The 12,757-nt window shown below is 33.5% G+C and carries 11 protein-coding genes; 10 read left to right on the top strand and 1 reads right to left on the bottom strand.

The annotated features are described in order from the left end of the window. The first annotated feature begins 37 nt into the window (after positions 1-37). The 6 genes from B5X81_RS07165 to fsa all read left to right on the top strand — a co-directional run bounded on the left by B5X81_RS07165 (position 38) and on the right by fsa (position 6,241). On the top strand, positions 38-1,408 hold the full coding sequence (locus B5X81_RS07165; protein ID WP_079490519.1) for a V-type ATP synthase subunit B: 1,371 nt from the start codon (positions 38-40) through the stop codon (positions 1,406-1,408). Positions 1,409-1,504: 96 nt separating this feature from the next. Continuing rightward, entirely contained in the window at positions 1,505-2,113 is a 609-nt protein-coding gene (locus tag B5X81_RS07160; RefSeq protein ID WP_079490518.1) for a V-type ATP synthase subunit D, read from the top strand. A gap of 242 nt (positions 2,114-2,355) precedes the next feature. After that, a complete protein-coding gene (locus B5X81_RS07155) occupies positions 2,356-4,251 on the top strand; it encodes an S-layer homology domain-containing protein (protein ID WP_079490516.1) in 1,896 nt (631 codons plus the stop codon). A 33-nt stretch (positions 4,252-4,284) separates the two neighbouring features. Beyond that, the gene (gene kal, locus B5X81_RS07150; RefSeq protein ID WP_079490515.1) at positions 4,285-4,668 is read left to right on the top strand and encodes a 3-aminobutyryl-CoA ammonia lyase; all 384 of its coding nucleotides are present in this window, start codon (positions 4,285-4,287) and stop codon (positions 4,666-4,668) included. A gap of 97 nt (positions 4,669-4,765) precedes the next feature. Next, positions 4,766-5,581, top strand: a complete 816-nt coding sequence (gene kce, locus B5X81_RS07145; RefSeq protein WP_079490513.1) for a 3-keto-5-aminohexanoate cleavage enzyme — start codon at positions 4,766-4,768, stop codon at positions 5,579-5,581. Positions 5,582-5,596: 15 nt separating this feature from the next. Further along, positions 5,597-6,241, top strand: coding sequence for a fructose-6-phosphate aldolase (gene fsa, locus B5X81_RS07140; protein ID WP_079490512.1), 645 nt, complete (start codon positions 5,597-5,599; stop codon positions 6,239-6,241). A gap of 102 nt (positions 6,242-6,343) precedes the next feature. Here the strand turns inward: fsa and B5X81_RS07135 are convergent, their stop codons facing one another. Then, positions 6,344-8,116, bottom strand: a complete 1,773-nt coding sequence (locus B5X81_RS07135; protein WP_079490510.1) for a stalk domain-containing protein — start codon at positions 8,114-8,116, stop codon at positions 6,344-6,346. A gap of 1,054 nt (positions 8,117-9,170) precedes the next feature. Between B5X81_RS07135 and glpX the strand changes: the two genes are divergently transcribed. From glpX to B5X81_RS07115, 4 genes are all read left to right on the top strand, one after another. Beyond that, positions 9,171-10,139, top strand: a complete 969-nt coding sequence (gene glpX / locus B5X81_RS07130; protein WP_079490509.1) for a class II fructose-bisphosphatase — start codon at positions 9,171-9,173, stop codon at positions 10,137-10,139. Positions 10,140-10,296: 157 nt separating this feature from the next. Further along, the gene (gene rho / locus B5X81_RS07125) at positions 10,297-11,691 is read left to right on the top strand and encodes a transcription termination factor Rho (RefSeq protein ID WP_079490507.1); all 1,395 of its coding nucleotides are present in this window, start codon (positions 10,297-10,299) and stop codon (positions 11,689-11,691) included. A gap of 154 nt (positions 11,692-11,845) precedes the next feature. Beyond that, entirely contained in the window at positions 11,846-12,046 is a 201-nt protein-coding gene (gene rpmE / locus B5X81_RS07120) for a 50S ribosomal protein L31 (protein ID WP_079490506.1), read from the top strand. Positions 12,047-12,173: 127 nt separating this feature from the next. Next, a complete protein-coding gene (locus B5X81_RS07115; RefSeq protein WP_079490504.1) occupies positions 12,174-12,752 on the top strand; it encodes a thymidine kinase in 579 nt (192 codons plus the stop codon). Positions 12,753-12,757 lie beyond the last annotated feature (5 nt).

Raw genomic sequence — 12,757 nt, 5'->3', positions numbered from 1 at the left:
TTTTATTAGAGTATAAAAGTATTAGGACGTGATTTTTATGAAAAAAGAATATCTTAAGCTGGATAAAATTGAAGGCCCTTTAATAATTCTTTCTGATGTTGAAGATGTTTCCTATGGGGAAATATTGGATATTGATGCAGGTGGGAAAAAAAGAAAGGGTAAGGTAATAAGAGTTGAAGGAGATAAGGTTGTGGCCCAGGTCTTTGAAGGAACAGCAGGGATGTCTACCCAAAATTCCTCTGTAAGATTTACGGGGAAACCCTTCGAGATACCCCTTTCAAAGGAGATACTGGGCAGAACCTTTAATGGTATAGGTCAGCCCATCGATAAGGGTGGAAAGGTTTATAGTGAGAAAAAATATAATGTCAATGGAAGGCCGATTAATCCAGTGGCTAGAAAATATCCAAGAAATTATATACAGACGGGAATTTCTTCTATAGACATTCTTTCAACCCTTATAAGGGGACAGAAGCTGCCTATATTTTCTGGAAGCGGTATGTCACATAATGAATTGGCAGCACAGATAGTAAAGCAGGCAAAGATTAGCTCCGATTCCAATGAGGAATTTGGAATAGTTTTTGCTGCCATAGGTGTAAAGCATGATGATGCAAACTATTTTAAAAGAAGCTTTGAAGAATCTGGAGCTATACAACGGGTGGCCATGTATTTGAATCTTGCCGATGATCCAATAGTGGAAAGGACTATTGCTCCTAGATGTGCCCTTACAGCTGCTGAATATCTTGCCTTCGAAGAGGGAATGCATATACTGGTTATAATGACAGATATAACTAGCTATTGTGAAGCCCTAAGGGAAATTTCTTCAGCTAGAGAGGAGGTTCCCAGTAGAAAGGGCTATCCGGGATATCTCTATTCTGATCTGGCCACTTTATATGAAAGGGCAGGAATGATGAAGGATAGCAAGGGATCCATTACATTGTTACCTATTCTTACAATGCCAAATGATGATATAACCCATCCGGTTCCTGACCTTACGGGGTATATTACAGAAGGGCAGATTGTTTTGGGAAGGGAGCTTTATCAAAATAATATATATCCTCCGGTTAATATACTTCCTTCACTGTCTAGATTAATGAAGGATGGAATAGGAGAGGGCTTTACAAGGGAGGATCATCCTGAGATTTCCAATCAGCTATTTGCTTCCTACTCAAGGGTGCAGGAGGTTAGAGCTCTGTCTCAAATAATAGGTGAGGATGATTTGTCGAAGGTGGATAGGAAATATATGGAGTTTGGAAGAAAATTTGAAGGCCAATTTATCACCCAGGGATTTGATGAAAATAGAGATGTAGAGGAAAGTCTAAATCTTGCATGGAATATATTAGGCATATTACCGGAGGAGGAACTGGACAGATTGAGTCCTGAGATGATAGAGAAATATTATAAAAAATAGCCCTAAAAATTTGGTGCTTGAAATTTGGAATTTACAACTTATAACTGGCAAAGGGACTTTAGTCTCCTTTGTCAATTCTTGAAAGGAATGATCCCAATGATTAACACTACTCCAACCAAAGCAAATTTAATAAAGTCAAAAAGTCTTTTGAATTTTTCTGAGAAAGGATATGATCTTTTAGACAAGAAGAGGAGCGTTCTTGTAAAGGAGATAATGGGACTCATTGATAAGGTAAAGGATGTGGAGAAGAGAATAAGTATTACCTTTGAAGAGGCATATAAAGCTCTTAAGTTAGTCAATGTAACTATGGGTGTTAATAATGTGGAAGAAACTGCCATGTCTATACCGAAGATTGAAGAATATGAAATTTTACTTAAAAGTATTATGGGAGTTGAGATTCCTACGGTGAAATTTGAGGAAAAGGTCCTAAAGCCTTACTATGGTTTTTTTAGAACAAATCCTGCAATGGATATAGCTGTAATGAAATTTAGAGAAGTTAAATACCTTATCTATGAATTGTCTGAGATAGAGAATTCGGTATATAAGCTGGCTATGGAGATTAAAAAGACCCAAAAAAGGGCCAATGCTTTAGAAAAGATACAAATACCTAAATATAAGCATCAGGTGAAGTTTATTTCAGAGGCACTGGAAGAAAAGGAAAGGGAGGATTTTTTTAGATTAAAAAAAGTGAAAAAAAAGATGTAGAGAAGATTGCATAAATGCCTTATAAATTGTATAATTTCCTTATAAATAGAGGATTTCTTTTTTTTTTATAGAATATATATTATGTGTGTCAAAGTATACATTTTTTATTAGTAAATCTCCATGTCCTTTTGGTTTATTAATAAAAGATGTGTGAGACATTCTGAAGTATGTATATCTTAATGGAAATTCAATTGTAAAGCTTAAAATAATACCGAAGATAACAAATTTAGGGGGTAAAGTAAATGAAAAAGACAAACAAAATATTAGTCGCATTAGTAACTGTAACAGCATTGTTATTGACCAATACCATAGGGGTATTGGCACTTCAGAGCTTCACCGATGTAGGAGATGGTCACTGGGCAAAGGAATACATAGAGAAGATGGAAAGTAAGCAAGTTGTAGCAGGATATCCCGATGCCACCTTTAAACCTGCGGAAAATGTTAGCAAGCTTGCAGCAATAACTATGATTTTTAGAACAATAAAGGCTGCAGGGAAATTAGAAAATGTAAATTTAAACAGTTTACTGCAAAGGTACAGCATGGTTTTACATCGCTTTAATATACCTACTAGATATTCCTGGGCTGAGGAAGCAGTGGCCTTTGCCCTTGAGGAAGACATACTTGAAGAATATGAGCTTCAAGGATTTTTTAAACCCGATGGAACATTGGAAAATGTCAAGAGAGCAGAGGTTTCTGTATTTTTAGGAAAGGCGTTGAATAATTATCTAAAGGAAGATTTAAGGGGAAATATAATAGTTTTTGGTTTTAATGATACAGACTTTATTTCTACCACAGCGGCTCCATATGTGGATCTATTAGTGAAAAAGGATATTGTAAGCGGCGATGAGAATAATAATTTTAATCCTAATAAACCTATTAACAGGGCTGGAGCAGCAAAAATGTTTTCTTTAGCCTATGATATATTGGATGATATAAAAATAGATCTGGAAGATGAAGACGAAGATGAAGAATATGATGAAAGGGAATTGTCAACTGAAGAAGGGAAAATAGTAGTTGTAGTAGAGGATAATAATTCAATAGTAGTTGAAGATGATGATGGGGATAAAAATATCTATAAAATAGAAGATGATACAGAAATACTAATAGGAGGAAGAAGAGCTGATATAGATGATTTAAAGGAAAAGCAAGAAATAGAGCTTTTTCTTGATGATGATAATGTTGTGGTAAAGGTTGAAGTTGGCCAAAGCTTATCGGATTCCGATGCAGAAATTTATAATGTAATAGACATGGGACGGTATTATTTAATAACCTTCAGAGATAGTGACAATAATAAAAGGACCTATAAAACAGATGATGATACATTAATAGAGCTTAATGATAAAACAGCAGATGCAGATGAGCTTGAAAGAGGAGATACTGTAACTTTTACTGTGGATGGTGAGACATTGGTAGAAGTTTTGGTTGAGTCTAAGACGAGGGTTTATGAGGGAATCCTAGAAAGCAGTGTAGTGTTTAGAAACTATCCTAGAATGGAATTAAAAACATCTAATAAAAGAATAATTGAGCTTGAAGTAGATGAAGATGCAAGCGTTAGAAGAAATGGTAGAAAAAGAGATTTAATGGATCTAGTAAAGGGAGATGTAATTACTGCAACTGTCGAGGATGATAAGGTTGTTAAGATAGTTGCCACCAGTATTGATGAAGATGATGAAGGTGTGATAACAGAAATAATTTTAGGAAGTCAAAACAAAATTACTATTTTAAATGATGATGGAATAGAGAGGACATATACCCTTGCTCCTGATGTTGATATAGAAATTGATAATGATGATGCAGAGATTAGTGACCTCAAAGTAGATTATAAAGTTGAGCTTGAGATAGAAAGTGAGTTAGTAACTGATATAGAAGCAGAAAAAGTTGAAATCAGTAACAGTATGAACGGTGTAATAACTAAAATACACAAAGATTTTGATGCAATAACTATAAAGGTTGTAGAAAATAATGGAACAGAACATTATACAGTTTTGGCAGATGATGCAGATATAATGACTGTAAGTGGGAGAGATAGAAGATTTAGAGATCTTGATGAAGATGATGAAGTATTTGTTTATGGGGAAGATAAAAGTGAAATATTTGATTTTGTGGCTGATAAAATAATTATCATAAAAAGCAAATAAAAACAAAAAAAATATTTCTGGGGGTATGAATCTATGGAAAAGGCAATGATAAGAATGAGGATGAGTATGCACGATGCTCATTATGGTGGAAATTTAGTTGATGGTGCAAAGATGCTTCAGCTCTTTGGTGATGTTGCAACTGAATTGTTAATCAGAAATGATGGTGATGAAGGGCTATTTGCAGGCTATGATAGTGTGGAATTTACTGCACCTGTTTATGCCGGAGATTATATTGAAGCAGTAGGTGAAATAATCAAATGTGGAAATTCTTCAAGAAAAATGAAATTTGAAGCCAGGAAGGTTATAATTCCAAGACCAGATTTAAGCGATTCAGCATGTGATGTATTAGAGAAGCCCATTGTAGTATGCAGAGCATCAGGAACTTGTGTGGTGCCTAAAAATAAGCAGAGGAAGTGAGTTTTAAGGTCTGAGTTTTGTGGTCAGCCTTTGGAGATGACCTAAGAACTTGAGCAGAATGTTAGAGAGTTTAGAATAAATGTGGGGGTATGTTAATATGCAAAAACTAATAATTACTGCGGCTTTAACTGGTGCTGAGGTTACTAAAGAACAGCAGCCAAATCTTCCTGCTACTCCTGATGAGATTGCTGAGGCTGCCTATGAGTGCTATAAAGCTGGTGCTTCTATAGTACATGTACATGCAAGAGATGATGATGGTAACCCAACTCAAGCCTATGAGGTCTATAAGGAAATAAAGGAAAAAATTGAGGCTAAGTGTAATATCATTGTTCAGCCTTCAACTGGTGGTGCTGTATGGCATTCAGCTGATGAAAGATTACAGCCTGTTGAATTAGCTCCGGAGATGGCAACACTTAGCTGTGGAACCTGTAACTTTGGACCCGATGTATTTATGAATTCGCAGGAATATATGGAAAAGTTTGCAAAAAGAATGAAAGAGCTTGGAGTAAAGCCTGAAATAGAAGTTTTTGAAAGGGGCATGATCAACAATGCCTTAAGACTGGCTAAAAAAGGTTTTATAGATTTTCCACTACATTTTGATTTTGTTCTTGGTGTACCCGGTGCTTGTCCTGGAACTCCCGAGGATTTAATGCATATGGTAAGAAGTATACCTGAAGAATCCACATGGACAGTGGCAGGTATAGGTAGGTCTGAGACTCCCCTTGCTGCTATGGCTATAGTTTTAGGAGGCAATGTAAGGGTGGGATTTGAAGATAATATATATTATTCCAAGGGAGTATTGGCAAAGTCAAATGCTGAGCTTGTTGAAAGAGTTGTAAGAATCGCCAAAGAAATGGGAAGAGAAGTAGCGACTCCCGATGAAGCAAGGGAAATATTAGGTATTAAGAAATAAGGGAGATGTGATAGAATGAAGCTTTTTATTGATACTGCTAATATTGATGAAATAAGGGAAATAAGTAAGTGGGGAGTATTAGCTGGAGCTACTACAAATCCATCCTTGATAGCCAAAGAAGGAAGAGATTTAAAGGAAGTAATAAATGAAATAGTAAATATAGTAGATGGTCCTATAAGTGCAGAGGTAGTTGCAGAAAAGGCAGAAGATATGGCTCGGGATGGAGAAGCTCTGGCAGGTATCCATGAAAATATCGTAATAAAGATACCAATGACTGAAGAAGGACTAAAGGCAATAAAGCTTCTTAGTGAAAAGGGTATAAAAACCAATTGTACATTAGTCTTTTCGGCAAACCAAGCTTTACTTGCAGCTAGGGCTGGTGCCACATTTGTAAGTCCATTTATAGGAAGAATGGATGATATAGGTAATTCGGGTATGAATCTTATTGGAGAAGTGGCTCAGATTTTTGATATTCATGGGATTGATACAGAAATAATTGCAGCAAGCATTAGACATCCAATGCATGTAACTGAAGCGGCTTTACAGGGGTCTGATATTGCAACAATTCCATACAAAGTATTTAAACAAATGTTAAATCATCCACTGACTGATAAAGGAATAGAGAAATTCAATAAAGATTGGGAAAAGCTAAATAAATAAGCTTGATATTTTCTTTTATAAAAATATGACCATAATAATCGCTTTATAATTTTTGATTATTATGGTCATGCTTTTTTAAGGATTATTTTTTATTTCAAAGTTTTAATATTCCAGTATTTCAGTTTCCGGGAATTTTTCTTCGTAGTCACTTCTTTTAATATCGAAATATTTCATATCTGCTTTTTTATCAGCTGTTTCATCTTCGCTAATATTATCTTCAGCGATATCACCGCTGCTGCTTCCCAGGGTAACATCAGCTATAATCCATTTTCCGTTAATTTCTATTTCGTTCCATACATGCTGCTCATCAACCCTTGTTCCCTTTACTATTTTAGTAGGTATTCCAGAAGCTCTAAGCAATGCAGCATATAAATAAGATAATTCTTCATTAGTTCCCTTATTATCAGCTAAGACTTTTTTGGCACTTCTTGGACTTTTATTAATTGATTCTGAATCATATTCTATGTTTTCACAAATCCACTTAAATATTGCCTTTGCCTTGTCATATTCGGGTAGATACTTATCTATATTTTTAGTAATTTCGTTGGCTAAATCAATAATTTCTTTATCGTCCTTCTCAACTAATATGCTTGGTATAAGATACCTGATATCCTGGGTGCTTGTATTTAAAACACTAAATTGCATAACTTTATCCTGAGATTTTGGTATTTCAATAGTTACATTATGTTTACCTAATTTAAATGGAGTGTAGATTTTTGAGTTAAATTCATAATTGGTAATAGGTACTTTTAGCTGGACCTTTTCTGCTGCCCTTGAGATTGTTACGATAAAATATTTAAAATCATTTTTATTATTTAATGTTCCTTTAAAATCAAATTCACCTTCTACTTCCATACTTGAGTAAATTTCAGAGTCTAAATCTATTTCATAATTAAAGAAAGGATCATATTCTATATAGTGTTCGTCCTTTGTGCTAATTGTTAAGCCACTAATTTCAATGGTGTTCATAATATTTGAGATTATATTTAAAAACTGACTGTCATTGGCTTCAGAATAATATGAAAAAGTTATTTTATATCCATATTCTGAATGGGTAAAATAGTATATTACCTGATTTACTTCCGGTGTAGTAGAGGAATTTTTCAAATAGACAACATTTACATTAATATTGTTTATATTAATTTTGTTGTTTCCAGTGAATATAACCTTATCTTTAAAATTATTAAGTATAGAAGCCTTGCTTTCTTCGGTGAACTGGTCTAATGTTTTAGATTCTTTAAATTCAACTATATCTACAGCCATTTGTATACTATTATTTTCGTCCCTGTATCCAAATTTATTAGAATCAGAACCTCTATTCCAGTACTCAGGGATCATAATGTTAACGCCAGAATCAAAGTATTTAGTTACATAAGAGATATCGTCAATTAATTCTGGAGAGTTAACTTGATCAGTATCATAATTCAATAATACAGTTCTGTTTTTGCTATCCCAGTCAACATCAACTCCAAAACTTTCAGCAATAAATCTTACTGGCACTAGGGTTCTATCATTTTTTATAACTGGTGGAGAAGCCAGAGTAAAGGCCTTTCCATTTCTATAGGCGGTATTGTCTCCTATTTTAAGCTTGATAAACATGTCTGAGATGTCCTTATATCTTCTATAGCCAGTAACTGTTTTTATTTCTTTGTGCCAGTTAACTTGTGCACCCAGCTCTTCAAATATGGCTCTCATTGGAAGCATGGTCCTATCGTTAATAATTACTGGTTCGGTATCAAAATCCAGGGCTTCTCCATTTAATTTAACTGTTATTGGCTTTTGATTTTCATTTTCATCGCCAGTGGCATATACATTTATATTTAGAAAGCTAAAGAAAACAAAGATTGATAATAGTATTGCCAGTTTTCTCTTCATAACTGCACCTCCCTAATTTATTGAGAAACTTGCATAATTAACATTATTAATTTTAAAATACAATATGTAGATAACTTACCTAATTATCTCTACTGCATTTTGTATTTTAAAATTCTTTACATGTATTATGCAATTCCCTCTATTATTTAGATTTGAGTAAATTGCACTATTGCCCTATCAAAAAACTAATATAGAAACTATCATAACTAGTTAAATTAAGGGCAATATTTGCATATGTAATTTTGTCAAATTAGAATTATGCAATTTCCTCATTTGTTTAGGCTAAAAGGCTTTATAGAAGCATATATTTTTGTCCCAAATATGACATGATAGTTATTTTGTACCATTTTAGTTCCTAGTAATAAATATACCATAATTAAAGTAATATATGCTATTTTATAAAAATATTTAAAATAAATGTATAATATGTGTAATAAAACTGTAATAATTAATATATAGATATGTGACTATTGGAGTAAGTTGAATTTTTTAGTTATATATAGCTAATATATTTTTAAAGAATATTGATTTGAATTTTATAATGCTTTATAATTGAGGTAATTGTATAATTCCAATTTGACACAATTGATAAAGTAATAGAGGTCTTTAGTCGATTTTATATATAAATTATGTTATAATGATTATTGATAAAGTTAAGTTGATTATTGTTTAAAATAATAAATTATACCCTTCTCTTAATATCAAGCTTTAAATCCATATAGTGAAATAAAGTGAAAGGCAATTCATACATTATAAAAAATCGTAGGAGTATCGATATTTTTAAGATGTCTAGATTGAGTCTTGAGATTGTTTCTCTATAGTAATCTGAAGTGAAAAAGCCTGTATTCCCTTAAATATTTTTTGAATTTGATATTGTAGAATGGTATTTTAATGATAGATTTTTTTAGCTATTACTTTAATCAAAGAGCTAACTTTTATTTGTTAGGTATTGAATTAATGTTCAATAATTTTGGAATTGATTATCTTTATGATGAAACAAAATTTTCAGATTATTTCATTATAATAAAACATATTGAGGGGGGAAAATAAGTTTATGGATAGAAATTTAGCTATTAACCTTGTTAGGGTGACAGAAGCTGCTTCATTAGGAAGTGCGAAATATATGGGCAGAGGTGATAAGAATTTAGCAGATCAAGGTGCAGTGGATAGTATGAGGAAGATGTTTGATACCATGGATATAGACGGAATAGTTGTTATAGGTGAAGGCGAATTGGATGAGGCTCCTATGTTGTATATAGGTGAAAGAATTGGAGCATGTGAATCAAATTCACCAAAGGTTGACATAGCTGTTGACCCTGTGGATGGCACCAATTGTGTTGCCAAAGGACTACCAAATGCTATATCTGTTGTGGCCATGGGACCTAGAGGATCTTTACTAAAGGCTCCGGATACCTATATGTATAAGCTTGCCGTTGGTCCAAAGGCAAAAGGTGTTATAGATTTAAATGCACCAGTAAAGGAAAATATGATAAATATTGCCAAGGCCCTTGACAAAGATGTGACTGAACTCACTGTTACAATGCTTGATAGGGAAAGACATAATGATATTATGAAAGATTGTAGAGAATTAGGATGTAGAATACAATTGTTTAGAGAAGGTGATGTTGCTACAGCAATTGCAACCTGCTTTGAGCACACAGGAGTAGATGTTTTAATAGGGCAGGGTGGAGCTCCAGAAGGAGTAATAGCTGCTGCGGCTATAAAGTGTCTAGGTGGAGAAATGCAGGGGAAACTTACACCAATGAGTGATGAAGAAATGAAAAGATGCAAAAAAATGGAAGTTGATATTGATAAAGTGTTACTATTAGATGATTTAGTTAAAGGAAATGAAGTATACTTTGCTGCAACTGGGGTTTCCGATGGAGATCTATTAAAAGGAGTTAGATATTTATCCCACAACAAGTGCTTAACACATTCTGTAGTAATGAGATCAGAAACTGGAACAATTAGATTTGTTGAAACTGTACACAATATGGAAAAGAAACCGAAATATGCAAAATAAATAGTGGAGCTGCTAGCTTTTAGCCACTGGCTTCTAGGAAAATTGTGTAATATTCTTTTTCAGTTTATAGTTTTATAAAGAACTGAAGGAATGATTTTTGTAGAGCTGGAAGCTGCTAGCTGGTTGCTAGTAGTTATATTCTTGTGGAGGTGCAAACTTGGATTCAGTACAATTACAAAACAAAAATATGTCAGATCTGAGACAAATGGCTAAGGATCTGAATATTAAAGGCTATTCAAAGTATAAAAAGCAAGAACTAATAAACGTTATTTTACAAAATTCAGAGAAGATAGGTTCAGATCAGTTAAGTCAAAAGGAAATCAATAATGAAGAAGTTAATAGTGAAAAAATCAGTAGAAAAAAACCGAAGATAGATAAAAGTATTTCGAGAGAGAAACTGCCTGAGAAGATAAATGATGAGATTGAAAGAAATAATCAGGCAGATGTTGTTGAAGGTATTTTGGAAATAATGTCTGATGGCGGATTTGGTTTTTTAAGGTTTCATAACTTTTTATCTAGTGAATTAGATGTTTATGTTTCCCCTTCTCAAATAAGGAAATTTAAGTTAAAAACAGGAGATATGATTTCTGGTATTACCAGACCAGCTAAAAGTAGTGAAAAGTTTAGAGCTCTTCTATATGTTCAAAAAGTAAATGGTGATCCCCCTGAAGTTGCTTCTAAAAGGCCTAATTTTGAAAATCTTACCCCGATTTATCCAAATAATAGAATAACCCTGGAAGCTAACTCATCAGATCTGTCTATGAGACTTATTGATTTTATTGCTCCCATTGGAAAAGGTCAGAGAGGACTTATAGTTGCCCCTCCAAAGGCAGGAAAAACTATACTACTTCAAAAAATTGCCAAGAGCATATCTATTAATTATCCTAAGGTAGAAATAATAGTTCTTCTGATCGATGAGAGACCAGAGGAAGTTACAGATATGAAACGATCTATAGATGCAGAGGTTATCTATTCTACGTTTGATGAGCTTCCAAATCATCATATTAAGGTTGCTGAAATGGTATTGGATAGAGCTCAAAGATTGGTTGAGCAGAAAAAGGATGTTGTCATTCTTCTAGATAGTATCACAAGACTTGCAAGGGCATATAATCTTACAATTCCTGCTACTGGAAGAACATTATCCGGTGGACTTGACCCTGCTGCTTTACACAAACCTAAGAGATTTTTTGGGGCTGCCAGAAACATAGAAGAAGGAGGCAGTTTAACCATTCTTGCCACTGCTTTAATTGAAACCGGAAGTAGAATGGATGATGTGATTTATGAAGAATTTAAGGGTACTGGTAATATGGAGCTTCATTTAGACAGAAAATTATCAGAAAAGAGAATTTTCCCAGCTGTAGACATACAAAAATCCGGTACAAGGAGAGAAGAATTACTCCTTAGCCAAAAAGAGCTTGAGACCATATGGAATATAAGAAGGGCTATGAGTAGTAATTCTACCTATGAAGTAACAGAGGCGATAATTAAGCAGTTGATTTCTACAAGAAACAATGATGAATTTGTAGAAATGATGAGAAAAAAAATATTATAATTATTGAAAACCTATCTTGAATATTTAGTTGTCATGTGATAAAATGTAATGGTTGAAAAAGTATTATGATTTATTTGTAATACTATTTTTCCTTGACAATTATATAGAATATTATTAATATATAGAGAGAAAATTGATGAAAGAGGTGAAATATATGAAGCCCAAAATACATCCAAAATATGATAAATGTACAGTAAGATGTGCTTGTGGAAATACATTTGAAACTAAGTCAGTTAAGGACGAGATTAGAATAGAAATTTGTTCTGAATGCCATCCTTTCTACACAGGAAGTCAAAAGACTGTAGAGCGTGGCGGAAGAGCGGAGAGATTTAAGAAGAAATATGGTATGGAATAGTAATTTTCAAAAAAGCTATGAGGTTAGAGATAAATTTCTCTAGCCTTATTTTGTGTTGATAAAAACAGCCTATAGGCAGGATATTATCCGTAATCTGTTGCTTTATACAAAGGGAGGAAAAAGTAAGATGTATAGACCTAATCATCATGGGTATATAGAAGTTATAGTAGGACCGATGTACAGTGGAAAGAGTGAGGAATTAATAAGAAGATTGAAAAGAGCTAAGATAGCCAAACAAAATGTAATTGTATTTAAACCTTCTATAGACGATAGGTATTGCAAAAAAAATGTGGTATCCCATAATGGTAGTAAAATCAATGCTATAAACATATCTAATCCCAAGGATATCTATAAATATGTAGATGAAAAAACCCATGTTGTTGGGATAGATGAAGTACAGTTTTTTAATGACGATATAATTGATGTAATAAAAACCCTTGCTGATAGAGGTAAAAGAGTATTGGTAGCAGGTTTAGATATGGATTTTCGTGGAGAACCCTTTGGACCTACGCCAAAGATTATGGCAATTGCAGAGTTTGTGGATAAGCTTAGTGCTATATGTGTAAAATGTGGAGCTCCTGCCCATAGAACTCAGAGATTAATAAACGGAAAGCCTGCAAAATATTCAGATGAAGTAGTTTTAGTAGGAGCCACTGAAAGCTATGAAGCAAGATGCAGATTACATCATGAGGTGCCTAGAGATTAATTATA

This window comes from Maledivibacter halophilus, from assembly GCF_900167445.1.
Lineage (GTDB): Bacteria > Bacillota > Clostridia > Peptostreptococcales > Caminicellaceae > Maledivibacter > Maledivibacter halophilus.
The sequence above is the reverse complement of the archived record's forward strand: the minus strand, read 5'-3'. Positions and strand labels throughout refer to the sequence as shown.

Coding starts and splice junctions, on each gene's coding strand:
- B5X81_RS07165 (WP_079490519.1), top strand. CDS start 38: ATGAAAAAAGAATATCTTAAGCTGGATAAAATTGAAGGCCCTTTAATA.
- B5X81_RS07160 (WP_079490518.1), top strand. CDS start 1,505: ATGATTAACACTACTCCAACCAAAGCAAATTTAATAAAGTCAAAAAGT.
- B5X81_RS07155 (WP_079490516.1), top strand. CDS start 2,356: ATGAAAAAGACAAACAAAATATTAGTCGCATTAGTAACTGTAACAGCA.
- kal (WP_079490515.1), top strand. CDS start 4,285: ATGGAAAAGGCAATGATAAGAATGAGGATGAGTATGCACGATGCTCAT.
- kce (WP_079490513.1), top strand. CDS start 4,766: ATGCAAAAACTAATAATTACTGCGGCTTTAACTGGTGCTGAGGTTACT.
- fsa (WP_079490512.1), top strand. CDS start 5,597: ATGAAGCTTTTTATTGATACTGCTAATATTGATGAAATAAGGGAAATA.
- B5X81_RS07135 (WP_079490510.1), bottom strand. CDS start 8,116: ATGAAGAGAAAACTGGCAATACTATTATCAATCTTTGTTTTCTTTAGC.
- glpX (WP_079490509.1), top strand. CDS start 9,171: ATGGATAGAAATTTAGCTATTAACCTTGTTAGGGTGACAGAAGCTGCT.
- rpmE (WP_079490506.1), top strand. CDS start 11,846: ATGAAGCCCAAAATACATCCAAAATATGATAAATGTACAGTAAGATGT.
- B5X81_RS07115 (WP_079490504.1), top strand. CDS start 12,174: ATGTATAGACCTAATCATCATGGGTATATAGAAGTTATAGTAGGACCG.